The 25,257-nt window shown below is 71.6% G+C and carries 22 protein-coding genes; 15 read left to right on the top strand and 7 right to left on the bottom strand.

Going from position 1 to position 25,257, the window contains the following annotated elements:
• Window positions 1-13: 13 nt before the first annotated feature.
• Both ACFYWM_RS17605 and ACFYWM_RS17610 read right to left on the bottom strand, forming a co-directional pair.
• Entirely contained in the window at window positions 14-919 is a 906-nt protein-coding gene (locus ACFYWM_RS17605) for a phosphotransferase enzyme family protein (RefSeq protein ID WP_389915645.1), read from the bottom strand.
• Window positions 919-2,367, bottom strand: a complete 1,449-nt coding sequence (locus ACFYWM_RS17610) for a helix-turn-helix domain-containing protein (RefSeq protein WP_389915648.1) — start codon at window positions 2,365-2,367, stop codon at window positions 919-921. The genes ACFYWM_RS17605 and ACFYWM_RS17610 overlap by 1 nt, the downstream gene beginning before the upstream one ends.
• A 233-nt stretch (window positions 2,368-2,600) precedes the next feature.
• Between ACFYWM_RS17610 and ACFYWM_RS17615 the strand changes: the two genes are divergently transcribed.
• Together ACFYWM_RS17615 and ACFYWM_RS17620 are read left to right on the top strand one after the other, a co-directional pair.
• Complete coding sequence (locus ACFYWM_RS17615) at window positions 2,601-2,882, top strand: hypothetical protein (protein WP_389915651.1); 282 nt, start codon at window positions 2,601-2,603, stop codon at window positions 2,880-2,882.
• Between the two features lie 263 nt (window positions 2,883-3,145).
• Window positions 3,146-3,883: a glycosyltransferase family 2 protein gene (locus ACFYWM_RS17620; protein ID WP_389915653.1), complete on the top strand. Its 738-nt coding sequence runs from the start codon at window positions 3,146-3,148 to the stop codon at window positions 3,881-3,883.
• A 131-nt stretch (window positions 3,884-4,014) separates the two neighbouring features.
• On the opposite strand, the gene ACFYWM_RS17625 is transcribed toward ACFYWM_RS17620, so the two are convergent.
• Window positions 4,015-4,380, bottom strand: a complete 366-nt coding sequence (locus ACFYWM_RS17625; protein WP_389915656.1) for an STAS domain-containing protein — start codon at window positions 4,378-4,380, stop codon at window positions 4,015-4,017.
• Window positions 4,381-4,467: 87 nt separating this feature from the next.
• A complete protein-coding gene (locus ACFYWM_RS17630; RefSeq protein WP_389915658.1) occupies window positions 4,468-4,842 on the bottom strand; it encodes an STAS domain-containing protein in 375 nt (124 codons plus the stop codon).
• 98 nt (window positions 4,843-4,940) lie between these two features.
• Between ACFYWM_RS17630 and ACFYWM_RS17635 the strand changes: the two genes are divergently transcribed.
• Window positions 4,941-6,212, top strand: coding sequence for a hypothetical protein (locus ACFYWM_RS17635; RefSeq protein ID WP_389915661.1), 1,272 nt, complete (start codon window positions 4,941-4,943; stop codon window positions 6,210-6,212).
• 482 nt (window positions 6,213-6,694) lie between these two features.
• Here ACFYWM_RS17635 and ACFYWM_RS17640 read toward each other — a convergent pair whose 3' ends face one another.
• Window positions 6,695-8,035 (bottom strand): APC family permease, encoded by a 1,341-nt coding sequence (locus ACFYWM_RS17640; RefSeq protein WP_389915663.1) that lies wholly within the window; start codon window positions 8,033-8,035, stop codon window positions 6,695-6,697.
• A gap of 133 nt (window positions 8,036-8,168) precedes the next feature.
• Here ACFYWM_RS17640 and ACFYWM_RS17645 point away from each other — a divergent pair, with 133 nt between their 5' ends.
• Window positions 8,169-8,564: a hypothetical protein gene (locus ACFYWM_RS17645; RefSeq protein ID WP_389915666.1), complete on the top strand. Its 396-nt coding sequence runs from the start codon at window positions 8,169-8,171 to the stop codon at window positions 8,562-8,564.
• Window positions 8,565-8,797: 233 nt separating this feature from the next.
• On the opposite strand, the gene ACFYWM_RS17650 is transcribed toward ACFYWM_RS17645, so the two are convergent.
• A complete protein-coding gene (locus ACFYWM_RS17650; RefSeq protein ID WP_389915669.1) occupies window positions 8,798-9,931 on the bottom strand; it encodes a glycosyltransferase family 4 protein in 1,134 nt (377 codons plus the stop codon).
• Between the two features lie 71 nt (window positions 9,932-10,002).
• Here ACFYWM_RS17650 and ACFYWM_RS17655 point away from each other — a divergent pair, with 71 nt between their 5' ends.
• From ACFYWM_RS17655 to ACFYWM_RS17665, 3 genes are read left to right on the top strand one after another with little or no spacing between them, the layout of a single operon-like run.
• Window positions 10,003-10,824 (top strand): PIG-L deacetylase family protein, encoded by an 822-nt coding sequence (locus ACFYWM_RS17655; protein WP_389915672.1) that lies wholly within the window; start codon window positions 10,003-10,005, stop codon window positions 10,822-10,824.
• A gap of 54 nt (window positions 10,825-10,878) precedes the next feature.
• Window positions 10,879-11,940: a lysylphosphatidylglycerol synthase domain-containing protein gene (locus tag ACFYWM_RS17660; protein ID WP_389915675.1), complete on the top strand. Its 1,062-nt coding sequence runs from the start codon at window positions 10,879-10,881 to the stop codon at window positions 11,938-11,940.
• Between the two features lie 53 nt (window positions 11,941-11,993).
• Window positions 11,994-15,365, top strand: coding sequence for a BTAD domain-containing putative transcriptional regulator (locus tag ACFYWM_RS17665; protein ID WP_389915678.1), 3,372 nt, complete (start codon window positions 11,994-11,996; stop codon window positions 15,363-15,365).
• A gap of 235 nt (window positions 15,366-15,600) precedes the next feature.
• Here the strand turns inward: ACFYWM_RS17665 and ACFYWM_RS17670 are convergent, their stop codons facing one another.
• Complete coding sequence (locus ACFYWM_RS17670) at window positions 15,601-16,266, bottom strand: hypothetical protein (protein ID WP_389915680.1); 666 nt, start codon at window positions 16,264-16,266, stop codon at window positions 15,601-15,603.
• 159 nt (window positions 16,267-16,425) lie between these two features.
• Here ACFYWM_RS17670 and ACFYWM_RS17675 point away from each other — a divergent pair, with 159 nt between their 5' ends.
• From ACFYWM_RS17675 to ACFYWM_RS17710, 8 genes are all read left to right on the top strand, one after another.
• On the top strand, window positions 16,426-16,965 hold the full coding sequence (locus tag ACFYWM_RS17675) for a DedA family protein (RefSeq protein WP_389915683.1): 540 nt from the start codon (window positions 16,426-16,428) through the stop codon (window positions 16,963-16,965).
• A gap of 149 nt (window positions 16,966-17,114) precedes the next feature.
• Window positions 17,115-18,065, top strand: a complete 951-nt coding sequence (locus tag ACFYWM_RS17680; RefSeq protein ID WP_389915686.1) for a D-alanyl-D-alanine carboxypeptidase family protein — start codon at window positions 17,115-17,117, stop codon at window positions 18,063-18,065.
• 137 nt (window positions 18,066-18,202) lie between these two features.
• Window positions 18,203-18,850: a GntR family transcriptional regulator gene (locus ACFYWM_RS17685; protein WP_389915689.1), complete on the top strand. Its 648-nt coding sequence runs from the start codon at window positions 18,203-18,205 to the stop codon at window positions 18,848-18,850.
• Window positions 18,851-18,976: 126 nt separating this feature from the next.
• Entirely contained in the window at window positions 18,977-19,657 is a 681-nt protein-coding gene (locus ACFYWM_RS17690; RefSeq protein ID WP_389915692.1) for a cysteine hydrolase family protein, read from the top strand.
• A 3-nt stretch (window positions 19,658-19,660) separates the two neighbouring features.
• Window positions 19,661-21,277 carry a hypothetical protein gene (locus ACFYWM_RS17695; RefSeq protein WP_389915694.1) on the top strand — a complete coding sequence of 539 codons (1,617 nt, stop codon included), beginning with the start codon at window positions 19,661-19,663 and terminating at the stop codon, window positions 21,275-21,277.
• 177 nt (window positions 21,278-21,454) lie between these two features.
• Window positions 21,455-23,353, top strand: coding sequence for an allophanate hydrolase (gene atzF, locus ACFYWM_RS17700; RefSeq protein WP_389915697.1), 1,899 nt, complete (start codon window positions 21,455-21,457; stop codon window positions 23,351-23,353).
• 91 nt (window positions 23,354-23,444) lie between these two features.
• Complete coding sequence (locus ACFYWM_RS17705) at window positions 23,445-23,858, top strand: RidA family protein (protein ID WP_389915700.1); 414 nt, start codon at window positions 23,445-23,447, stop codon at window positions 23,856-23,858.
• Between the two features lie 83 nt (window positions 23,859-23,941).
• Window positions 23,942-25,225, top strand: coding sequence for a DUF2716 domain-containing protein (locus ACFYWM_RS17710; RefSeq protein ID WP_389915703.1), 1,284 nt, complete (start codon window positions 23,942-23,944; stop codon window positions 25,223-25,225).
• Window positions 25,226-25,257 lie beyond the last annotated feature (32 nt).

Consider the following 25,257-nt stretch of genomic DNA (forward strand, 5'->3'; position numbering starts at 1 on the left):
CGTTTGAAGATCTTTACTGGGAGACAGTAACGGGTTCGGCCATGTACCAGCGGGCATGTTGCTCACCTCGGGTGAGGGAATCCAGCCTGCGGGGAAGCTCGCGCCGGGAGAACGGGTCGGCGGCGGCGTTGCGGATGTGGATGCCCACGGCGTAGATGTCCCTCACCTCCATGAGGGTGGAGTATCCCGGCCAGGAACGCAGGTCGCTGCCGTACGCGTCGGCGAAGGCGTCCACGTCGGCGGCGGTGAGGCCGAAGCGCCGCTGGCCGTGGTAGGTGTGGACCAGGTCCCACTCGCGGGGGCCGACCGCGACGCCGTCCCAGTCGCAGAGCACCACGTGCCCGTCCGTGCAGCGCAGCAGGTTGTCGATCCACGCGTCGCCGTGCAGCAGCACCGGCGCGTCGTCCATGCCGAGGTCCGACCAGCGCTCCGTCAGCTCCGCGATGCGGTCGCGCAGCCAGGCCCGCTGGCCGGGGGTGAGCTCCTCGGACCGGTCCACGGCGCGGCGCACCTCGCACAGCGGGTCGGCGAAACGCCGCAACGCCACCGGCGGCACCGGCAGCAGGTGCAGGCTGCGCAGGATCTCGCCGAGCTCGGTGGTGGTGGGACGGCCGCTCGCCGGGACGTACTGCCAGAAGGTGACGACCCTGCCCTCGTGCACCACCGGCTGCTCGGAGATCTCGTCGGCCGGGCGCACCGCGGGGAACCCCTGCTCGGCGAGCCAGCGCGCCACCGCCAGGACCAGCGGCAGCCGGGTCAGCGCGTTGGGGGCGGTGGCGATCCTGACCACGATCTCGCCGCGCAGCTTGAAGACGGCGTTGCTGCGCACCCGCAGCAGCTCCGCGTCCCTGTGGTCGATGCCGAGGTCCTCGCAGACCTCCCGCAGGACGGTGAACGCCTCCTCGGCGAGCGAGTTCATCAGCTGGCCGGTGCCGCGGCGGTGACCAGGTCGTTCAGGCGTCGCACCGCCGCCGCCCTGTGCCTGGTCTGCGGCACCTCCGACAGCAGCGCCCGCGCGCGGTTGAGCACGATGGAGGTGCGGTGCTCCGGCGGGACCTGGAGCAGCGCCTTCTCCGCCAGGTGGCAGGCGTCGTCGACCTTGCCGTCGCGGACCAGGTGCGCGGCCTGGTCGAGCAGCAGCAGGACCGGGTCGATGGCGTACGGCACCGAGGGCCCGGCGGGACCGGGGTTCCAGTCGACGTCCTCGCCGAGCTCGATCAGGGTGCCGATCCGGTAGAACTGCAGCCGCCGCTCGGAGAAGCGGAACGCCAGGTGGTCGTGGCCCTCGGGCGGCATCCTGGCGAAGATCCGCTCGGCCTCGGCCAGCGCGACCCGGGCGGCCTTGTGCTCGCCCATCCGGGCCAGCGCCCGCGCCTCCGCCGCCGCGCCGAGCGCCGCCGGGGAACTGGGCGCGCTGCCGGCGAGCATCCTGGCCTCGCGGGCGAGCCGCACGGTCTCGGCCAGGTCGCCGTAGTAGTAGGGGAGCATCGCCTGCTGCGCCCGGACGAGGGCGCGCAGCCGCACGTCGCCCATGTCGTCGGAGGCGTTGCGCGCGGTGCCGTACCAGGCGTGGGCCTGGCGGGTGTCGCCGAGCTTCATCAGCGCGTCGGCCGACAGCAGCGCCAGCATGACGGTGGCGTTGAGCAGGCGGCGCTGGGCCATCGCGGGCTGGCGGGCCAGCGAGAGCGTCCGGACGTCCGACAGCTCCAGCATGAGCCGGTAGAGCATCGGCACCGGCGCGCTGCTGATGTACTCGCGCCGGTAGCGCAGCACCTGCTCGTCGAGCCGGTCGAGCTGCTCCTCGGAGACGGTGGCGACGGCGAGCGTGCGGTCCAGGTCCTGGCGGGTCCGCTCGACCTCGGCCAGCAGCCGGCCGCTCATCGCGGCCCCCGAGCCGAGCAGGGCGTGGTGGAACAGCGCCCGCCGCTCGATGTCGTCCTCGGACCGTTCCCGCTCCTCCGTCTGGTACGGAGCGCGGGCCTCTCCACCGGAGACGACCACGACCTTGGCGCCCTCGCCGTCCTCGCAGTAGTCTCCGGCCAGGCCCAGCCGCACCGCGTTCGCGCGGTAGAGTCGGGCCAGCAGGTCGATGGTCTGCGGGCGCGGCCGTGCCCGGTTGTTCTCCCAGGCGTTGAGCAGGTCGATGCTGGCCCGCGCCTCGCCCAGGTCCTGGCGCTCGCAGAGCTCCTCCAGCTCCTGCACCGACTGCCTGGCCGACCATCCCCTGGCCAGGCGGTGTGCCTTGAGCAGGCTCACCCCGCAGCAGCCGTGGATGGCCTGCGTGGTCTGCCAGTGGGTCCACTGCCTGGGGGCCGCCTGCTCCCGCCACCGTCGCGCGCACGCGGGTGAATGCTCACCTCGGGCCACGGCGCCCCTCCCGGTCGCTGTTTACATGACATTAACAAACACGCACCTCAGCGTAAACGCGGCTGTGCATGACGCTTCGTTTATTCGCGGTTTCTCCACGGAACATCAGCGACTTTCCGGTCTATTCCACTGATCCTTGGACGGATTGCGGAGGGACCGATTGCCTCATCTGCCGCGAAACCGCACTCTGCAGAGAGGCAAGTCACGAGTGTCCGCCAGGAGTGATCCGGATGATGGCAGAGCGCGGCGAGGGCATCGACCACCTGCGTCGGTTGGCCGCCCAGTTGGAGGCGCACGCCTTCCAGGTACGCCTGAGGTCGACCGCGGGGCTTTATCCACGGCTCCATGTGATCAACCCCATGGCCCCCGCCAGGACCGAGGACGTGCTCGCCGCCCACGAGGAGGACGGCGAGTGGTGGTTCTGGCTGTCCTGGGCGGGACGCATCGGCCACGCGGAGGACGTCGCGACGGCCGCGGAGCGTGTGGCCAGTGTTCTTCATGTGATACGGAGATAGGTGATTCTTGGGCCTGGCATGGGTAACACCCGGTGATCAAGCCCAGAATGGAGCGGCACCATGAAAAGGATCCTGGTCATGCAACGTCCGCGTCCGCCCCGCAAGCCGGTGCCGCTCGATCTGCGCAGCCCCTCGGGTCGCACGCTCCCCTTCTGACGCTCTCTCCACCCTAAAGGGGAGGTCAGGGGGCGGATTCTCCGTCGTATACGGGGTTGCAAGAGGCTTTCAAGTGTTCTGCAGGCGGTTCGGTAGACCTTGTGACCATGAAAAGCGCCCCTTTCGCCTTCAGTGTCAGCGTGGTCGTCCCCGCCATGAACGAGGCGGAGAACCTCCCCCACGTCTTCGCGACCCTGCCGTCCTGGATCGACGAGGTGATCCTGGTCGACGGCAACTCCACCGACGACACGGTGGCCGTGGCCAAGGCCCTGCGCCCGGGACTGCGCGTCGTCAGGCAGACCCGCAAGGGAAAGGGCAACGCTCTCACCGAGGGGTTCGCCGCCGCCACCGGTGACATCATCGTCATGATCGACGCCGACGGGTCCACCGACGGCCGGGAGATCCACGCCTTCGTGACCGCGCTGGTCGAGGGCGCCGACTTCGCCAAGGGGTCCCGCTGCGCCCCCGGCGGAGGCTCGGACGACATCAGCCCGATCCGCTCGCTCGGCAACGCGATGCTGACCAAGATGACCAACCGGCTGTACGGCACCCGCTACACCGACCTGTGCTACGGCTACAACGCCTTCTGGGCCCGTCACCTCGACGCCCTCGACCTCGACTGCGACGGCTTCGAGATCGAGACCCTGATGAACATCCGCGCCGCCCAGGCCGGCCTCGTCATCCGCGAGGTCCCCAGCCACGAGCGCAGCCGCATCCACGGCGCCAGCAACCTGCACGCCGTCCGCGACGGGCTGCGGGTGCTCCGCACCATCCTCCGCGAGCGCGAGGGACGCGTCACCGGCGTCCGGCTGCGCCAGGAGCACGCCACCCACGCCGCCGCCTGACCCGGCGGGAACTCCTCGAAGATCATTGCGGACGGCCTGATCGCCGCGAAGGGGCCGTCCGGCGGGGAGCCGTCCGGCGGGGAGCCGTCCGGCGGGGAGCCGTCCGGCGGGGAGCCGTCCGGCGGGGGACCTCAGGCCACCTCAAGGGCGTCGGCCACGGAGGGGAACACCTCGAAGACCTGGATCAGGCCGGCCAGGTGGAGCCGCCTGGCCAGGTTGCCCTGGACGCCGGTGAGGATGACCCGGACCCCCCTGTTCAGGCCCTGGTGGCGCACCTGGAGCAGCTCCCCGATCCCGGAGGAGTCACAGAAGGTCAGGTCGGACACGTCGAGGATCAGCATCGGCGTGGGCAGGGAATCCCATGCCCTGCCCATCTCCTCGCGCAGCACCGACGTGTGGTAATGGTCAAGCTCTCCGCTCGCCCGTACGACGAGCGTCGTACCGTGCAGTCCGGAGGTGGCGGTAAAAACCGACTCCGGCTCATCTCCCACGAACATGACCAACCCTCTGACCGACCCTCTGCCCAAGCAACCATAACTGTCTCATACGGCGCGAATCGCCCCGGTGCGGAGAAGCACGGCTGTTCACGTCGTCTCGGGAAACGCCTCCACCGCCTCTTCGACCGTACGCCGGGTGTCGAACAGCTCGGCCACCCCCAGGCGCCTCAGCCGTTGCCTCATCACGGCGGAGAGGCCGACGAGGACCAGCGATCCCGCGAGCCGGCGGACGCGGGTGAGCGCGTACATGAGCACGCCGTACCCGGTGGAGTCGCAGAAGGTGACCCCGGTGAGGTCGATCACCAGGCGCGGGTGGTCCATCGCCCCCAGCGCGACGTCGGCCTGCTCCTTCAGCAGGGGGGAGGACCCGTAGTCCAGTGCCCCCACCGCGTGCAGGGCGGTGAACTGGCTGTGCTTGTCGGCTCGAACGCGGAATCTCGCGTCCTCCTCAGCCTTCGACATCGGCATCCTCTCCCGCCTACGTCCCCGGTGCCCCAGCCAGGCGGTTCTAATCATCGCGAGCACGGCCGGACGACGAAGGCATGCGGAACAATGGTGACATGGTCGAAACGCGCCCGGTGGCGGTCCTGGTCGTCGGAACGCTCCTGATCGCCGCGTGCGGCGCGGCTCCGGCCGTGCCCCCGGTGCCCCCGGCGACCCCGGCGCTCCCGGCGACCCCGGCGCCGGGTGGTACGGCCTCGCACAGCCCCCTCCCCCCGAATTCCGCCTCCCCGAGCCCCTCGGCGAGCCCGGTGGCGACCGGGGCGGTCGCCGCGTCCGCCGAGTGGGCGGCCGTGGGAGACGCGAAGCTGCCGGGCGGCACGGCGCTGCTCGACGTGGCGGCGACCGGGCCCCGTGACGCCTGGGCCGTCGGATACCAGGACAGCGCGGAGGACCGGGAGGGCACGCCCGCCGTCCTCCGCTGGGACGGGAGCCGCTGGCGGGAGGTGTCCCTGGGCGCGGAGGCAGGCGCCCAGCGCCTGGAGGGGGTCGGCGCGGCCGGACCCGACGACGTGTGGGTGGTCGGCAACGGGCCGGGCGCGTTCGCCGCGCACTGGAACGGGCGGGCCTGGGCCCCGCACCGGCCCTTCGGGGTGGCCGAGGACTACCGGCTGGCGGACGTCGCGACGAGCGGCGGCGACGCGTGGTTCGCCGCGAACGGCCCCTCCGGCGCGGTCGTCCTGGAGTGGGCGGGCGGCGAGTTCCGCAACGCGCTGAGCACCGGGGGCGCCTTCGAGGCGATCACCTCCGGGAAGGGGCACGTGTGGGCGGTGGGGACGAGCGAGACCCGGACCCCGCTGGTCTGGCACGGCACGGCCGGATCATGGGAGAGCCTGGAGACGCCTCCGATCCCCGGCGGCCGTCTCAGCGGGGTCTGGCAGGTGTCGCCGTCGGAGGTGTGGGCGGTCGGGCAGATCATCGCGCCACCATCGGCCCCGTCGGCCCCTTCGGAGGGCGAGATCGGGTCCGGCGCCCGGGCGGAGACGCGACCGCTCGTCATGCGCTGGGACGGGACCCGCTGGACGAACGTCGAGGTGCCGCTCTCCCGGGGGAGCCTGCACGGGGTCACCGCCTCCGGCCCCGGCGACCTGTGGATCAGCGGCGTCGACGCCGATCACGCCGGACAGGTGCTCATCCTCCACTTCGACGGCACCACCTGGTCCCGCGAGTACGGCCCGCTGTTCCGCGCCTACACCTCCACCCAGCAGTACGACGAGACCGACGACGTCGGCGGCACCGGCCTGACCCGGGTGCCGGGCGGCGGCACGCTGTGGGCGGTGGGCTCGGTGGGGGTCGGCGACGACCAGAAGGCCTTCATGCTCCGCCGCTGACCCGGTCGCCGACCCGGCCCCGGCCTCGCCGAGGTCGCCCCCGGCCCTCAGCCCGGCAGGCACGCCGGACGCGGCCGGCACACCTGACACGGGCGGCGTCTCCGCCCGGCCGCGTAACCGCCCCGCCGTACCGTGTGCGGCGTCGAGGACGCGGATTTGGAACACGCGGTGTCCTCGCCGGAAACACGGGCCGCTTACTGTGCGGACACGGCCCACCATTACCCCCCAAACGCCATGACAGAGCCCTCGATGACACGGCTGGGACGCCAGAGGTCAGACCTCCGCACACTCTGGTAACCCCTACGACCCCTGATCCCACCCCAGACCTGCACGTGCTTGGTAAAAAATCCGTGAAAAAGTCGGTCAGGTGACGTAGTCTCTCTCAAACTCCAACAAAGAGGGAGTATCACATGAAAAAGGTTCTTATCCTCCAAAAGCCCCGGCCGCCCCGGAAACCCATCGCCCTGGACCTCCGTACCCCCTCAGGACGGGCGCTGCCCTTCTGAGAGGAACAACCGGTTGACGAACCAGAGAGCCACCCCGATCACGAGCAGCACTCCCGCGCGGACGTAGACGTCCACGCTCCTGCCGGTGACCGGAAGCACCAGGACGAAACAGACCACCGCCCCCAGGGCCGGCATCCAGCTCGGCGCCCGGAAGTGATCGTGTTCCACCCGGTCCTTGCGGAGGATCAGCACGGCCACGTTGACCAGCGTGAAGACGCACAGCAGCAACAGCACCGTGGTGTCGGCCAGGCCGCCCACGTCGCCGGTGGCGACCAGCACCGCCGCGACACCCACGGTGAAGACGATGGCCACCCACGGGGTGGACCTCGTCGGATGGACCGCCGCGAAGACCCGCGGCACGATTCCCTCACGCGCCATGCCGTAGACCAGGCGCGAGGCCATCAGCATGTTGATCAGCGCGGTGTTGCCCACCGCGAGCAGCGCGATCAGGGCGAACAGCTTGGGCGGGAACGCCAGCCCGGCGACCTTGACGACCTCCAGCAGCGGGCCTGACGAGTTCGTCAGCGTCTTGGTGTCGACCAGCATGGTCGCCGTGAACGCGACCGCCAGGTAGATGATCGCCGCGATGGCCAGGCCGCCGAAGAGCGCGCGGGGGAAGTCCCGCTGCGGGTCCCTGGTCTCCTCCGCGAGGTTGACCGAGTCCTCGAAGCCGAGCAGCGCGTAGAAGGCGAGGGCCGTACCGCCCAGGACGCCGAGGAAGGCGCCGTTGGCCGGGTGGAACTCCAGGGCCCGCGACGGGTCGCCGTCACCGGAGAGCAGGGCGAAGATCCCGATCGCGATGACGACCAGCAGGCCGAACGCCTCGATGATCGTCAGCACCACGTTGACCTTGACGGACTCGGAGATCCCGGCGAAGTTCACCAGCGCGACCAGGCCGAGGAAGATGAACGCGCCGACGACGACCGGCAGCGTGACGAACTCCCCGAGGTAGTCGCCGCCGAAGGCCCGCGCGGCCGCGCTCGCCGAGGTGATCCCGCTCATCAGCACCGCGAACGCCACGATAAAAGTGACGAAGGGAATATTGAACGCTTTATTCGCATAAAGTGCGGCGCCTGCTGCTTGCGGATATTTGCCGACAAGTTCGGCGTAGGCGGTCGCCGTCAGCGCCGCCAGCACGAAGGCCACGAGGAAGGGCACCCACAGCGCTCCGCCGACGTGCCCGGAGACTTTCCCCACCAGGGCGTAGATCCCCGCCCCGAGGATGTCGCCCACCACGAAGAGAAGGAGGACCTTGCGCCCGATGACCCGCTTGAGCGAGTGCTGACCGGAACCGGGATCGACGATCGCCTCAGCCATACCCCGCCCTTACCCACGGCGGGGGCGAAATCACGTCAGGTCACACGAGCCACTGTTGTAAGCGCCATGAAAGTGATCCGCAAGGAACCCTGCCTACAGTTCCAACTGTCACGAAATGCAAGGAAAGGCAGAAATGTTCCGCGCCCTCTCTCCCCGCCGCCTCGCCGTCGCCGCCGCGGGAGTCGCTCTCATATCGATGACCGCCGCCTGCGGCGCGTCGTCCGCCAACAGCGCGGTCTGCAACGAGGCCGCCTGGTCGAAGCCCTTCGCCGACTTCACCACCGCTGCGGCGGCGAGCGCCGGTGACCTCAACAAGTACAACGACGCCACCGCCAAGCTCGCCGCCGATCTCAAGGCGCTGGCGGGCACGGCCGATGGCAAGGTGGCCACCGCCCTCACCGACCTCGCCACCTCGTTCGAGTCGGTCAAGATCGACCCGAACGATCCGGCCGCGGCCGCCGCGGCCGCGGGATCGCTGGCGACGAAGGTCCAGGAGGCGAGCACCAAGCTCGCCGCGGCCTGCGCCTAGGCGCCCGCTCCTGGACGAACCCGTCATCCGGACTCGCGCCTCCTGGTGACAGGAGGCATTCCGGGTACGGCCGCCGCCCCGCCTGCGGGGGGCAGTGCGGCGCGGCGGCCGTACCGAACATCTCCACCGAGTTCCACCGAGTTCCACCGAGTTCCACCGAGTTCCATCGAGGCCCCTGCCACCGCACGGCAGGGGCCTCGCGCGTCTCCCCCCTGGCCGCGGCACCGTCCGCCTCACCTCGACCGCGCGGCGCGGGCCTGCTCGTAGCAGCGTTCGAAGCCTTCGAGCACCGCGGGCCAGGAGCTGCGGACGGGCTCGGTCTCCCGGTTGTTCGCCGCGATCGACTCGCGCAGCTCGCGGTCGCGGACCAGCCTGGCCACCGACGCGACCAGCTCGTCGAAGCTCCCGCCGAGCAGCCCCTCCTTGCCCGGCCGTACGAAGTCGGCCACCCCGCTCTGCGCGCGCGCCACCACCGGTACGCCCGCCGCCCTCGCCTCCAGCGCCGCCAGCCCGAAGGACTCGCGGGGCGCGGGGGCGACGAACACGTCCGTCGAGACGAGCAGCTCGCGGATCTGCTCGCGGCTGTAGCGGCCGGGGAGCGAGACCCAGCCGGTCATGCCGTTGGCCCTCAGGTAGCGCTCCATCTGCGACCGGGCCGGGCCGTCGCCGACGACGGTCGCCCGCATCGGCGTCTCCCGCGGCACCTGGGCTCGGGCCTCCCTCAGCAGCCTCAGCAACCGGACCGGCTGCTTGCGGGGCGCGAGCCGTCCCACCGCGACGACGTGCACCGGCTCGGGCCGTACAGAATCGGCGGGGGACGGCGGAGGGGGCGGGGAAAGAGGCGCCGAGCGCCAGCCGGAGAGGTCGAGGCCGTTGGAGACCACGTGCACCGGCACGCCGGGCCCGGCCACCGCGCGGATCGGCAGGGCGGCGGCCTCGCTCACCGCGGTGCCCACCAGCCCCCAGCGGTGCCATCCGAACAGCAGCCGCAACCCCCGGTAGACCGCCCGCGTGACCGGGTCCCACATGCTGTGCACGGTGACGACCACGGGCAGGCCCGCGCGGGCCGCCGCCCGCACGCCCATCCAGGCGAACGGCGACACCGCGCCCGTGTGCACGTGCACCACGTCGGGGCGCCGCGCTCTCAGCAGGCGGAGCAGGTGGCCCGTCCCGAACGGGTGGACCGGCAGGTCGAAGGGGAGTCTCGCGACGATCCTGCGCACCCCGGGAAGGCTCTCCCCCGGGGTCGCGGTCGCCACCTCGACCTCGTGGCCCGCCTCCCGCTGCGCCCGGATCAGATCGGCGACCTGCACCTCGATCCCGCCGAGACGCGGCAGGTAACAGTCACTGATGTGGAGGATCCTCACCGTGCCAGCGTAGACCCGCGTGAGATCATGCCTGCGTGCCCGCGAGGGCGCGTCCGAGTCGCGCGAACGGAGTGAGCCTGATCAGCAGCGTCAAGACAGCAGTGTTCTTCCATGCCCATCCCGACGACGAGGCCCTGCTGACCGCGGGCACCATGGCGATGCTCGCCTCCGAGGGGCACCGGGTGGTGCTCGTCGTGGCGACCTCGGGAGAGCGGGGCCAGGCCGACCTCGAACCCGGCGAGGCGCTGGGCGCCGCCCGCATGGCCGAGCTGTACGAATCGGCGGCGGCGCTCGGCTGCGCCCGCGTGGTGAACCTCGGCTACGGCGACTCCGGGCTCGCGCCCGGCGGCGGGGTCGCCGACGACCGGCCCGACGACGCCTTCATCGACGCCGACGCCGAGGAGGCCGCCCGGCGGCTCGCCGCCATCCTCACCGAGGAGAGGGCCGACCTGCTGACGACCTACGACCCGGCGGGCGGCTACGGCCACCCCGATCACGTCCAGGTGCACCGGGTCGGCGGCCGGGCCGCCGAGATCGCGCGGACCCCGATCGTGCTGGAGGCCACCGTCAACCGCGACCCCCTGCTGCGGGGGCTGCGGCTCGTCAGGAGGTTCTACCCGCAGCTCGACATCCGGGCCTTCGAGCGGGCGTACTCCCCCGGCGAGGTGATCACCCACCGGGTCCCGGTGCGGCGCTTCGCCCGCCAGAAGCGGGCGAGCATGGCCGCCCACGCCTCCCAGGCCACCGGGGCCGACACCCGCACGCTCGGGGTGATGCTCAAGATCCCTCAGCCCCTGTACCGCCTCGTCTTCGGCACCGAGTGGTACGTCCGCCGGGACGCCCCCCTGGGATCCCGGCTGAGGCACCCCTTCGAAGTTCCTCCCAAAGGATGAGAACGGGACCGGCAGACTTGACCGGGGATGCCGGATGAGGAGCGGGCGGGTCGCATGAAGAGCAGGTTGTTCCAGGTCGGGCTGTCGGTGGTGTCCCTGGCACTCGCCGCCACGCTCGTGTTCTTCATGCCCCAGGTCGTGGCGGCGCTGACGGGCAAGCACGTCTCCTGGGCGCAGATCGGCGCGCAGTTCGCCGCGCTGGGTGGCGGGGAGGTCGCGCTGATGGCCGCCGTCTGGCTGCTCAGCCTGCTCGCGTACACGTTCGTGCTGACCGCCTCCCTTCCCGGGCTGACCCACCTGCAGGCCCTGACGCTGAACGCGAGCGGCAGCGCGGTGAGCAACCTGCTCCCCTTCGGCGGCGCGGCCGGGGTGGCGATGACGTTCGCGATGACCAGGAGCTGGGGGTTCCAGACCCGGGCGGTGGTGGTCTCCACGCTGACCACCGGCATCTGGAACACCCTGTTCCGGTTCCTGCTGCCCGCGGCGGGCATCGTGGCCCTGCTGTTCAGCGGGCAGCCGCTCAGCCCCTCGGTGACCAGGGCGGGCTGGGTGGGGGTGCTGTCCATCCTGGTGCTGGTCGCCGTGGTGACCGTCGCCCTCTACTGGGACCGCGCCGCCGGCGTCCTGGGCCGCGGCCTCGACGCCCTGGCCCGTGTGCTCCCCCGCCGGATCCGTCCCGGCGAGCGCGCCGCCTCCGAGGCGCTGACCAAACTGCGGGCCGACACCTCCGAGATCGTGCGGAGCCGCTGGGCCGGGCTGACGCTGGGCATGGTCTTCTTCCTCGGCTTCCAGTGGCTCATCCTCGTCGTCTGCCTGCACGCGACCGGCGCCTATCCCGGCCTGGCGCAGTCGATCGCCGCCTTCGCGCTGTCCCGGGTGCTGACCACGGCTTTGGTGACTCCCAGCGGTACGGGGATAATGGAGGCCGGAACCATCGGCGCGCTGGTCTTCTTCGGGGCTCCGCTGGACTCCGCCACCGCCGCCGCCCTGCTGTTCGGGTTCTGGACCTACACTGTCGAAATCCCCTTCGGCGGGCTGGCGCTGGGTGCGTGGACGTTCCTGCGCAGGCGCGAGAACGCCGCATCGGCTCCTGAAAAGGAGTCGATCAGTCGCTAGATTGGGAAATACCTTGTATGCGATTGGAAGGCCCACATAGCGTGGCGGCTGACATGGTGGCTTTCCGAGTTCTCGGCCCGGTCGAGGCGCATTCCGGTGATGACGAGCTCGACCTGGGCGGGCTTCGTCAACGTGCGGTCCTGGCACGCCTGCTCGTCGCGCGCGGGCAGGTCGTCCCCGTCGACTCCCTGCTGTACGACCTGTGGGACGACGACGCGGCCAAGGGCGCCCAGTCGGGCCTTCAGGTCTACATCTCCCGGCTGCGCAGGGTGCTGGAGCCGGGCCGTCCGCGCGGCGGGCCCAACCGGCTGCTGGTGACCGTGGCCTCGGGCTACGCGCTGCGCGCCGCTCCCGACCAGGTCGACGCGCTCCGCTTCGAGACGCTGGTCCGCACCGCCGGGGAGCACCTTGAGGGCGACGACCCCGCCTCCGCCCAGGCCCGCCTGGAGAAGGCCCTGGGCATGTGGCGCGGCACCCCGTACTCCGACTTCGCCGACCAGCCGTGGGCCGAGGCCGAGGTCAACCGGCTCACCGAGCTGCGCCTGGTGGCCCGCGAGCGGCACGCCAACAGCGGCCTGCGGATGGGCATGCCCGCCGAGGCGGTGCCCGATCTGGAGGCGCTGACCACCGAGCACCCGCTGCGCGAGGAGGGCTGGCGGCTGCTCGCCCTGGGCCTGTACCGCTGCGGGCGGCAGGGCGACGCGCTGGCGGCGCTGCGCCGGGCGCGCACGATCCTCTCCGACGAGCTGGGCATCGACCCGGGCCCGGCGCTGCGCAAGCTGGAGTCCGACATCCTGTCCCAGGACCCCGGCCTGCAGCTCGCCACCCCGCCGCCGTCCAGGCAGCGCCAGCAGGTGGCCGCGGAGACCTGGCCGCCCAGGCCCACGGTGGCCCAGGTGGAGCTGCCCCCGCTGGAGCCGGAGCCGTTCGTCGGCCGCGACGCCGAACTGGGCAGGCTCACCACCGCCGCGGCCAGGACCGGCCGCTTCACCGTCGCGGTCATCAGCGGCGACGCGGGCGCGGGCAAGACCACGCTGGTACGCCAGCTCATCAGGCGGCTGTCCGACGACGGGTGGGGCATCTCCTCCGGCGCCTGCCCCGACAGCAGTGCCACGCCTCCCGGCTGGGCCTGGGTGGAGATCCTGCGCACCCTGGTGAACGCGGCCGGGCCCGGCGAGTACGCCTCGCTGCTCGCCCCGCTCCTCGACGACGCGGCCCCCGAGCCCGACGACGACCAGGCCTCCGGCGGATTCCGGCTGCACCGGGCGGTGGGCGGCTACCTCGCCGCCGTCGCCAAGGAGACGCCGATCCTGCTCACCCTGGAGGACCTGCACTGGGCCGACGACCAGACGCTCGCGCTGCTGCGCGCGCTGCCGAGCCTGCTCGCCACCAGCCGGGTGCTGCTCGTGGTGACCTGCCGCGACAGCGAGCTGAGCGAACAGCAGGCCGACGTGCTGGCCGCGCTGGCCAGGCTCGGTCCGGTCCGGGTCGGCCTCACCGGGCTCGACACCAAGGCGGTGGCCGAGCTGGTCAGGGCGACCTGCGTGCGCGAGGTCGACGAGGACGCGGTCAACAGCATCGTCGAGCGCACCGGCGGCAACCCCTTCTTCGTCCGCGAGACGGTCCGCCTGCTCGACGCCGAGGCGGTGAGCGACCGCGCGACGGCCGCCGAGGTGATCTCCGGCGTGCCCTCCGGCGTCCGCGACGTGCTGCGCAGGCGGATCTCCCGGCTGCCCACGATCGCCCAGCAGATCCTGCTGCAGGCCGCGGTGATCGGCCGCGACGTCGACGTGGACGTGCTGGTCGACGTCTCGGGCGACGAGGAGGCCGTGGTCGACGCGGTGGAGGCGGCGCTGCTCGCCGGCCTGGTCACCGAGCCGGGGCCCGGCATGCTCCGCTTCGACCACGACCTGGTCCGCGACACCCTGTACTCCGACGCCTCCCGGCTGCGCCGCTCGCGGCTGCACGCCGCGGTGGCCTCGGTGATCGAGCGCAGGAACCCCGGCGACGTGGCCGCGCTGGCCCACCACTACGACTCGGCGGGCACCAGCGAGACCGCCGGCAAGACTGTGCACTACGCCGGGCTCGCCGCCGAGCAGGCCGAGCGGCGCTTCGCCCACCGCGAGGCGGCCACCCTGTGGGAGCAGGCCATCGCCGCCTTCGACAGGTCGGGCATCACCCACACGCCCGACAGCACCAGGGAGCGGCTGCTGCTCACCCTGCGGCTGATCAAGGCGCTGGCGCTCTGCGGCGACATGGCCGCGGCCCGCAGGCGGCGGCGCGAGGCGATGGACGCGGCGCTGCCGCTGGGCAACCTGGAGCTCACCGCCCGGGTGGCCGCCTCGCTGGCGGTGCCGCACAAGGGCATGGCCCGTGACTTCACCCGTACCGCCTGGGAGATCGTCGACGTCGCCGAGCAGGCGCTGGTCGAGCTGCCAGCCGGTGAGCAGTCGCTGCGGGCGAGCCTGCTGGCCACGCTCGCCCTGGAGCTGGAGGGCTCGGCCACCCCCCGGGGCGAGCAGGCCTCGCTGGAGGCCGAGGAACTGGCCCGGCGCTCCGGTGACCCCGCCCTGCTGGCGACCGCGCTGAGCGGGCGGCTGCGCCAGTCGTACGGCATCACCCCGGTGGGCGAGCGCGAGGTCATCGGCAGGGAGCTGCTGGAGGTCGGCAAGACGACCGGGCAGATCTCGGTGCAGGCCCTCGCCCACCTGGTGCTGATGGAGTGCGCGGCCGCCTCGGGCGCGTTCGCCGAGGCCGACGCGCACGTGGCCGCCGCCGAGAAGATGGCCAGGCAGTACGGCCTGTCCGCGCCGGCCGCCGTGGTCGCCTGGTACGCCGGGCAGCGCCTGATGATCGCCGGTGACTTCGCCGGGGCCGAGCGCGCCTACCGCGACGCCGCCCGGCTCACCGCCAAGGCCGGGATGCTGGAGGGCCGCCAGGACCTGCCTCTGATCACCACGTTCTGCCTGCACCTGGTGAACGGGCAGGCCGCCGAGATGGTCGAGCCGCTGGCCGAGGCGCACCAGCGCGGGGCCAAGTGGACCCTCGACGCCTACGCGGTGGCCCTCGCCTCGGCGGGCCACCACCGCGACGCCAGGGCCGTGATCGCGGTGAAGACGCCCGTGCGGCCCGACTTCCTCTACGAGCTGGCGATGATCTGGCGGGCCCTGGCGGGCATGCTGCTGGACGACCGGGAGCGGATGATCGAGGCGTACGACACGCTGAAGCCGTTCGCCGACCGGATCGCGGGCGCCGGGACCGGGGTGGTCGCCCTCTGGCCGGTCGCCCTGACCCTGGGCGACCTGGCGCTGCGGCTGGGCTTCGCCGACGCGGTGAGGCCGCACTACGAGAACGCCCTCGCGGTGGCCGAACGGGTCGGCGTGGAGCGGTGGGTGGAGGCGGCCCGGCGCTCCCTCGGCGGCTGAGACTTCCCCGGGCGCTTTCCGGGAGGGTGCTTTCCGGGGGCGCTTCTCCAGAAGGTACTTCCCCGGAGGGTGCGCTTTCCAGGAGCGCTTCTTCGAGGGTGATTTCCGGGGAGTGCTTCTCCGGAGGGTGATTTCCAGAGAGTGGCTTCCCCGGGGTGGCGCCTTCCGGGAGTGACGCTTCTCCGGGGCGGCGCCTTCTCGTGGCGTCACCCCGGGAGGGCCGGGGGCCGGTGGATCAGCAGCTGACGAGGAACTTCTCGCTGCGCAGCGGGGCGTCGCCGGGGACCGACAGCACGACCCGGTACCAGCCGGGGTTGTTGACGACCCTGGGCTGCCACTCGACGGTCTGGCTCCCGCCGGAGAAGCCGGACCCGGTGCCCAGGTAGGCCTGCCAGCGGCGGGTGCCCGGGCTCCAGCGCTCCAGGCGCCAGCCGTAGGAGACGGTGGCCCGGGGGTCGTCGTTGTCGATGACGCTGCGGACCTGGTAGGGCCTGTCGCAGGGGCCGAGCGCGTCGATCGCGCTGACGGAGACCGTGCCGGAGGCGAGGACGGTACCGGAGGCCGTGACCTCGTCCGAGGCGGGAGCCTTACCCGAGGCAGGAAGCCTGCCCGAGGCGGAGACCCGCTCGGTGACGGCCGAGGCGCGCTCCGCGACGGCCGGGACGCGCTCGGTGGCGGCCGGGACCTGCTCGGTGGCCTGCATCGACCGCGATGACAGCTCCACCGTCCGTACCGGCGCCTGCGCCTGCGCCGCCGCGCCGGTCGGGGCCGGGGCCGGGGTGCCGTAGGTGGCCTCCACCCCCAGGTAGGCTCCGGCGAAGGCGAGGGTGGCGATGAGCAGCTTGACGGCGCTCGCGGTCCCACTCGCCACCACCGGCGCCACACTGCTACGCGGACTCATGACAGACACCTTTCTTCGTTACTCCCAAGGTGTACGCCACGGTTCTTGCCTTGGAGTTGACGTCCGCTTGCAGCCGGGACGTCAGAGGGGCTCCGCCATGCCGGCGCAGGTAAGCCTGCCCTAATATCAAGTCAGGTAACGGGAACGACCGTGGTGGTGATGTTCAGAGTGCGACCTGTTGTGGCGGGCATCCCCGACCCGGCCTCCGCGTCCTTCCTGGGCATGCCCCTGTGGCTCTGGGTGATCGTCGGCGGCGTGGCCCTGTTCGGCGCGTTCCAGGCCTACTACTGGATCGGCCACGTCCTGGGCTCCAGGCTCTACACCTCGCGCCTGGGCGCCAGGATCGGCCAGGAGAACATCACCCGGGTCGAGAACGTCGTCAGGAAGTGGGGCGCGCTCGCCGTCTACGCCTGCTTCTGGGTGCCGGGGCTGCGCCACACGCTGCCCTGGGTGGCCGGGGTGCTGCGGATCTCCTATCCCTGGTACGTCGTGGCCAGCGCGCTCGGCTGCCTGACCTGGGTGCCGGTGACCTCGTTCGGCCTGTACTCGGTGATCTGGGGCTGGCTGGGGCTGGCCGCGCGCTCGCCGCTCCTGGCGGGCCTGGCCGCGCTGGTGGCGGTCGCGGCGGTCGTCGGGTTCGTCCGCTGGCGCCGCCGCCGCGCCGCCCGCCGCGAGGCGGAGAGACTGACCGCCGCCTGATCCGCAGGTCAACGTATATCCGGATATGTCGGGCGGGAGCATCGCCGCGATCATCCCTTCGCGTCCCCCCACGGCACCGATGTCAACTTTTCCATAGCCAAACCGTCAACTTCCGCATATCAACGGTGACCTCTGTCAGCATGGCTCGCATGCATCACGGGGGAACACGCCTCACAGTCCGCGCCGCGCTGGTCACCGCGGTCACCGCGGTCGCCCTGGTCACCGTGTCCCCGGTGCCCGCACCGGCCGCGACGGCCCCGGCACCGGCACTGTTCGACAGGTCTCCGGTGCGAGTCCCGGCCACCGCCGCGCCCGTCGCGGAGCGGCGCGTCTCCGTGCCCTCGGTGCCGGGGCGGGCCGCGTACCTCTACGACGCGAGCACGGGAACGGTCCACCTGAGCAAGCAGGCGGGCAAGCGGATGCCGGTGGCCAGCCTGACCAAGGTCATGACGGCGTACGTCGTCCTCAGACAGGCGAAACTGGGCGACACCGTCACGATCCAGGCCGCGGACGTGCGGCACGCGGCGGCGAACGGCGCGACCCACGCCTCCCTGCGCGCCGGGGAGCGGCTGACCGTCAGGGACCTGCTCTACGCCGTCATGCTCCCCTCCGGGGCGGACGCCTCCCACGCCCTGGCCCGCGTCTACGGTCCCGGCGACACGAAGTTCGTGGCGAAGATGAACGCCACGGCCCGCTCGATGGGGCTGGTCGACACCCGTTACGCCAACGCCGACGGCCTGCCGAAGCCGAGCCCCGGTTACTCCACCGCCCTGGACCAGGCGAAGCTGGCCGATCTCGCGCTCCGCGACCCGCTGCTGCGGGCCATCGCCTCCACCAGGCGCCACGTCGTGGCGAAGTCCAAGGTGCACCGGGCCCACTCCTGGACCAACTCCAACAAGCTGCTCGGCAAGACGCCGGGGGTCATGGGCCTGAAGACCGGCTACACCCGTGCCGCCGGATACTGCCTGTCGTTCGCCGCCGACCGTGACGGCCATCGCCTCGTGGGCGTCATCCTCGGCGAGTCCAACGCCGACCGGCGCTTCCAGAGCGCGACGCGCCTGCTCGACTGGGCGAGCGGGCAGACCCTGCCCGAGCTTTGAGAGCCCTGCGGGAGTGACACACCCCCGGCGAGCGCGCGACCGGCGTCCCCGGTCGCGCCGCCGTCCCGCGCGCGGGAATCCGGCCGATCTCTGAGAGAGTTTGTTCCACACGCCGAGAGTCAAGGGGAGATGGACGGGTGGAACCCGATGGGGAGCTGAGACACCCCAGCCTGGTCGAGCTTTCGATGCGACGGCTCCGTCACGAGATCCTCTCCGGTGCCCTCGCGCCGGGCGAGCGGCTGATCGAGGAGCAGCTCACCCAGCGGTTCGGCATCAGCCGGGCACCGCTGCGCGAGGCGCTGCGGTCGCTCGGGCAGCAGGGGCTGGTGGAGCACCTCCCCCGGCGGGGAGCCCGCGTCACAGAGCTGACCGGGGAGGACGTGGACGAGCTGTTCGGGCTGCGCGACGTGCTCGAACGCTACGCGGTCGAGACCGCGCTGCCGCTCCCCGACGCGCACGGCATGACCGCGCTGGCCGAGGCCCTGGAGGGTATGGCGTCGGCTGTGCGGCTGGACGACCCGCTCGGCGAGAACGAGGCGCACCGGCGCTTCCACGTCGCGCTCGTCGCGCTGGCGGGCCACCGCCAGCTGCTGATGGCGTACGAGCCCGTCATCCTGAAGCTGCAGCTCTACATGGCCGCGAACCTGCGCAGGGAGGCCGAGCAGCGGGCCCCGTCGGAGGGGGTGGAGCGGCACCGGCGGCTCTTCGACGCCATCGCCTCCGGCGACCCGGCCACCGCGCTGGAGGCCCTGTCCCGGCACGGGGCGCGCACCTACATCGGCTGACCGTCCCGGCCGGGGTCTCCTCACGCTCCGAGCCGATCCGCTAACAGAAGCGTAACCGGGCGGGAAAACCGCCGACACAATCTTGTCGACAATCGACAAAAGGAGGATCCGAGGAACGGAGTCAACGTGTCCGATCCGCTTCTCGTCGAGGCCGAGCCGTACGCATACGGGTTCGACCCGCGACACACAGCGCTGCTGCTCATCGACATGCAACGGGACTTCGTCGAGCCCGGGGGCTTCGGGGAGACCTTGGGCAACGACGTGTCCATGCTGCGGCGGGTCATCCCGCCGCTCCAGGAGGTGCTGGCCGCCACCCGCGCGGCGGGGATGACCGTCATCCACACCCGCGAGGGGCACCTGCCCGACCTGTCCGACTGCCCGTCCGCCAAGCTCAACCGCGGCGCGCCTTCGCTGCGCATCGGCGATCCGGGTCCGGGGGGACGGATCCTGATCCGCGGCGAGTACGGCCACGACATCATCGACGAGCTCGCCCCCGCCGAGGGCGAGCTCGTCGTCGACAAGCCCGGCAAGGGCTCCTTCCACGCCACCGGCCTGGACCGGATCCTGCGGGCGGCGGACATCCGCAGCCTGATCGTCACCGGCGTCACGACCGAGGTGTGCGTGCACACCACCGTCCGCGAGGCGAACGACCGGGGTTACGAGTGCCTGGTCCTGTCCGACTGCGTGGGCTCCTACTTCGCCGAGTTCCAGCGGTACGGGCTCGAAATGATCGCCGCCCAGGGCGGCATCTTCGGCTGGGTCGCCCCCTCCGGCGGCTATCTCAAGGCACTCGAGACGCGGAGCTGACCGATGACCACGACAACCGGCCCCACCCGACTCGAACTCCCCTGGTGGGTCGGCGGGGACACCAACGCCTTCTTCGGCCTCGGCTTCAACGTGATGGTCAACGTGCTGGTGCTGAGCGGCCTCTGCCTCGGGGTCGTCCACCTGCCCGGCTCCGACGTCTTCGGCGTCATCCTCCCGGCGATGGGCATCCAGCTCCTGATCGGCAACGTCTACTACACCTACCTCGCCCGGCGGCTGGCACGCCGCGAGAACCGCACCGACGTGTGCGCGATGCCGTACGGCCCCAGCGTCCCGCACATGTTCATCGTCGTGTTCGTGATCATGCTGCCGACCTACCTGGCCACGAGGAACCCCCTGCAGGCCTGGGTGGCAGGGCTGGCCTGGTGCTTCATCATCGGCGTCATCGTGCTGATCGGCGCCTTCGTGGGCCCGTACATCCGCCGCCTCACCCCCAGGGCGGCGATGCTCGGCACCCTGGCGGGCATCTCGATCGCCTTCATCTCGATGCGGCCCGCCGCGCAGATGTGGGAGGCGGCCTGGATCGCGCTGCCGGTGCTGGTGATCATCATGGTCGGCTTCTTCACCGACCTGAGGCTGCCTGGCAACATCCCCGTCGGGCTCGCCGCGCTCCTGGCCGGTACCGCGATCGCCTGGATCGGCGGCTACATGAACCCCGCCGACGTGGGCGCCGCCGCCGAGAACATCGCGGTGAGCCTGCCGTCGCTGAACATCGACCGCCTCCTCGAAGGGCTCGGCCAGGTCTCGCCGCTGCTCGCCACCGCGATCCCCCTCGGCATCTACAACTTCACCGAGGGCATGAGCAACGTGGAGAGCGCCGCCGCCGCAGGCGACTCCTACAACCTGCGCTCGGTGCTGCTGGCCGACGGCGCGGGCGCGGTGGTCGGCTCGATGCTGGGCTCGCCGTTCCCGCCCGCCGTCTACATCGGCCACCCGGGGTGGAAGTCCGCGGGCGGGCGTACGAGCTACTCGATGGCGAGCGGCGTCGTGATCGCGCTGTTCTGCTTCCTCGGCATGTTCGCGCTGCTGGGCGCGGTGCTGCCGACGCCCGCGATCGTGCCGATCCTGCTCTACATCGGGCTGCTCATCGGCGCCCAGGCCTTCCAGTCGGTGCCGAAGGCGCACGCGGTGGCCGTGGTGATCGCGATCATCCCCAACATCGCCTCCTGGGCGCAGGGCTACATGGACAACGCGCTCGCCGCCGCGGGCACCAGCGCGCGGGAGGTCGGGTACGACACGATCGCGCGGAGCGGGACGGTCTACGAGGGAACGGCCCTGCTCGGCGGGGGCGCCGTGCTCGCCGGCCTGGTGCTCGGCTCGATCACGGCCTTCGTCATCGACCGGTCGTTCCTGTGGGCCGCCGGGTACGCCTTCGCCGGCGCGGCCCTCGCCTTCGTCGGGCTGATCCACGGTGAACGGGTCGAGTGGAACGCCAACGGCCAGGTCTCCCTGGGCTACCTCCTCGCGGGACTGATCCTGCTCGCCTTCATCCTCCTCAAGCCCAAGCCGTCGGACGAGACGCCGGTCGCCGCCGGCGAACCCGAGCCGGCCGCCGCGAGACCGGCCACCGCGGATCCGTCGGCGGCCCCCGCCACCTCGTGAGCGCCGCCCCGCGAACCGGCCGCACGGCCGCACCGGCCGGGCACCGGTCCGCACCGGCTCGCGGGGCACGCCGTACGCCGTCCCTCGTGAGCCGGCCCGCGCACCGGTGCCTGCCCGTCAGGCACCGGAACCACGTACCCACAGGAAAGGCATATGCCGCATCCCACCCTGAACAGCATGGACAGTCCGCTTCGCCTGGACCTGGGGAGTCTCGCCCGCCTCTACCGCTCCGGGACGGCACGCCCCGCCGACGTCGCCGGGGAGGTGCTCGCGCGGATCGCGGCGCGCGGTGACGACCACGTGTGGATCACCCTGCGCCCGGCGGCGGACCTGCTCGGCGACGCGGCCGGGCTGGCCCGCCGCTGGCCGGACCCGGACACCCGCCCGCCGCTCTACGGCGTACCGTTCGCGGTCAAGGACAACGTGGACGTGGCCGGGCTGCCCACCACCGCGGCCTGCCCCGCCTACTCCCACGTCCCGGAACGCGACGCGCCGCTGGTGGAGCGGCTGCTCGCGGCCGGCGCCCTCCTCGTCGGCAAGACGAACCTGGACCAGTTCGCCACCGGCCTGTCGGGCACCCGCAGCCCGTACGGCGCGTGCGAGTCGCCGCTGCTGCCGGGCCTGATCTCCGGCGGGTCCAGCTCGGGCTCCGCGGTGGCGGTGGCCGCGGACCTGGTCTCGTTCGCGATCGGCACCGACACGGCCGGCTCCGGACGGGTGCCCGCCGCGCTCACCGGCACCGTCGGCGTCAAGCCGAGCCGGGGCCTGGTCAGCACGCTCGGCGTGGTGCCCGCGTGCGCGTCGCTGGACTGCCCGAGCGTCTTCGCCCGCTTGGCCGCCGACGGCCTGGCCGTCCTGTCGGTCATCGCGACCTTCGAACCCGCCGACCCCTGGTCACGGGCACTTCCCGTCCCCGGTCCGGTGCCGCCCTCCGCGTACTCCCTGCGGATCGGGGTGCCGCGCGCCCCGGAGTTCTTCGGCGACACCGCCGCCGAGACGGCCTTCGCCGAGGCCGCGGAACGGCTCACCGGCCTCGGCCAAACGCTCGTCCCCGTCGACCTCGACCCGTTCCTCGCCGCGGGACGGTTGCTGTACGAGGGGCCGTGGCTCGCCGAGCGGCTCGCCGCGGTCGGCGACTTCGTGGCCCGCAACCCCGGAGAGGTCCACCCGGTCACCCTGAAGGTGCTGTCCGGCGGCGGCGCGCTCAGCGCGGTGGACGCCTTCGAGGGGCTGTACCGCCTGCGCGCGCTGGACGCGGAGACCCGGGAGGCGTGGGCCTCGATGGACGTCCTCGCGGTCCCGACCGTGCCCACCACCTTCACCGTCGCGGAGATGCTCGAAAGCCCGATCGAGCGCAACGCGATCCTCGGCCACTACACCACCTTCACCAACCTCCTCGACCTCGCCGGGATCTCCGTGCCCGCCGGGACGACGGCCACCGGCCGCCCGCACGGCGTCACCTTCCTGGGACCGGCGGGCTCCGACGGGCTCCTCGCCGGTCTCGGCGCCGCCTTCCACGCCCTGACCGGCGGCCCCGCGATCCCCGTCCCGGACACACAGCCGACGACCACCTCCGTACCGAACACTCAGCCGGCAGCCAGCTCCGACCCGAACGCTCAACCGGCGGCCGCAAACGCTCCGGAGGCTCGACCGGCCACGCTCCCCGCCCACACCCCCGAAGCGCGGGTGGTGCTCGCCGTGGTGGGCGCGCACCGCTCGGGCCAGCCGCTGCACGGCCGGCTCACCTCCCTCGGGGCCACCGGCCTGGGAACCGCCCTGACGGCCCCTCTTTATCGCCTCTACGCCCTGAACGGCGGCGACCTACCACTCCCCGGCCTGGTCCGCTCGACCTCCGGGGGCGTCCAGGTGGAGGTGGAGCTGTACGACCTGAGCGCCTCGGCACTCGGCACCCTCCTGACGCAGACAACCTCACCCCTCGGCCTCGGCACGATCGAACTCGCCGACGGCCGGGCGGTGCACGGCTTCCTGTGCGAGCCGTACGCCACCGAGGACGCCCCCGACATCAGCCACCACGGCAACTGGCCGGACTATCTCCGCTCCCTGCCGCCGTCCTGACGCCCCGGCGACAGCCTCAGGGGCGTTCCGCGCTTGGTGATGGCGAACGCGGAACGACCGTGCGCCGGCGCCGGTTGCTACGGTTCTCGGCATGACTGAGCGGTTCGCGATCCTGAGTGGTTCGACCTTCGAGGAGCAAATCGGATACGCGCGGGCGGTGGTCGACGGCGACCGGGTCCACGTGTCCGGGACGACCGGCTACGACTACGCGACCATGACGATCTCCGACGACGTGGTCGAGCAGGCCGAGCAGTGCCTGCGCAACATCGGGGCGGCGCTGAGCGAGGCGGGCTGCTCCTTCGCCGACGTCGTCCGGGTGCGGTACATGCTGCCCGACCGAGAGGACTTCGAACCCTGCTGGCCGACCCTGCGCCGCCACTTCGGCGAGATCCGCCCGGCCGCGACGATGCTCGTCTGCGGCCTCGCCGACCCCCGCATGAGAATCGAGATCGAGGTCGACGCGCGCCGCGCCACGCCTCCAGAACTCGACTCCGCCGTCGACTGACCACCTGCGGTGGCCACTCGCGACACACCTTCCGAAGTTCTCCGCAATGCCGTAGGCGTCGATCGAAACGACAGAGACAGGTCATGACGACTGGAGACATCAAAGTTCTACTTGCTCTTCACGACACCCAGCTCCGGGGGCGAGCACCCGCGTTTCCTCCGACCGGCGCGGTCGTCGAACAGGATGGTCCACTGACCCGGATCCACTACGGCACCCATGGCAGCGTCGATCATCTGCACCTTCCCGCCACCGGTCTCGATGAGCTGATCGCCCGGCAGCTCAGGATCTTCACCGCCCGTGGGGAGCGGGTCGAGTGGAAGGTCTACGCTCACGACACCCCCGCGGATCTGCCGGCCAGACTGCGCGCGGCCGGTTTCACTCAAGGATGGGAACGCACGGTGCTGATCGCGTCCCTGGAACCGGTCGCCCCCATGAGCGGCCTACGGGAGATGCACGCGACCCTGGAACTTGAGCGGGTCACTCGAACATCGGCCGAAGCAGGACCCCAGCACACCTCCTTCGCCGATTTCCTCGCCAACGGAGAACTGTTCTCGCTGGGAGCGGAGGTGTTGGTCCTGGACTCCGACACGCCGATAGACGCCGTGGCCTGGGCGTACACCGCCTACGACACGAACTTCATGGTCATCGGGGGCATAGTGGATCCGGAGCTCGAACTGGCTCCCCGTCTACCCGCGTGGAATTGGCGACGCGACGGCCGTCCCGCCTGGCGCCGAAGACCTGACGTGCGTTATCTCCTCGCGGAAGCGGACGGAGCGCTCCGGGCCGCGCTCGAACGGGCGGGCTTCCAGGCGGTCACCACAACCACGACCTACCACTGGACACCTCCCACCCGCCCCGCCGCGAACCGCCCGGTGAAGGAACTGTTCAAAGATCCCGAATACGACGCGCTCTGGAACCGCCTCGACGAAGAACTCGGTTTCCGGCCCAGCACGACGACCTTTCCGGGCATCGCCGAACCGTCCCCATCGGTCACCTGGTCTCTGAAAGCTTTCCGCGCCTCGCAGGAGTCCGACGAGAAGCTTCAGGGCATCATCGAGCGCGGCCTGCTCGCCTGCGTCCCCTCGGGGGAAGTGCTCTACTGGCTCGACTGGCAGCACATCGGCTACCGCTTCGATCCCGGAAGAGTCGGCCGCGCCGGTCAGCCCCTCTGGCCCGGCGATGTCCACCCCAACGGTGACTACTACTTCTATCTCACCGCCGACCTCCGGATGGGAACCTTCGGTCACCCGTGGGAGCGCACCCTCTGCGTTTTCGGCACCGAACTCCTGGCCCGGGTGGAGCGCCCGCTGACCGCCCTGCTCGGCACGGCCATACGAAGCAACGGGCAAAAGCTCGGCGACACCTGACATGATTCCGAGAGGTACGGTCGCATGGATCG

The organism is Streptosporangium sp. NPDC002721 (genome assembly GCF_042888905.1).
In the GTDB taxonomy this organism is placed as follows: Bacteria; Actinomycetota; Actinomycetes; order Streptosporangiales; family Streptosporangiaceae; genus Streptosporangium.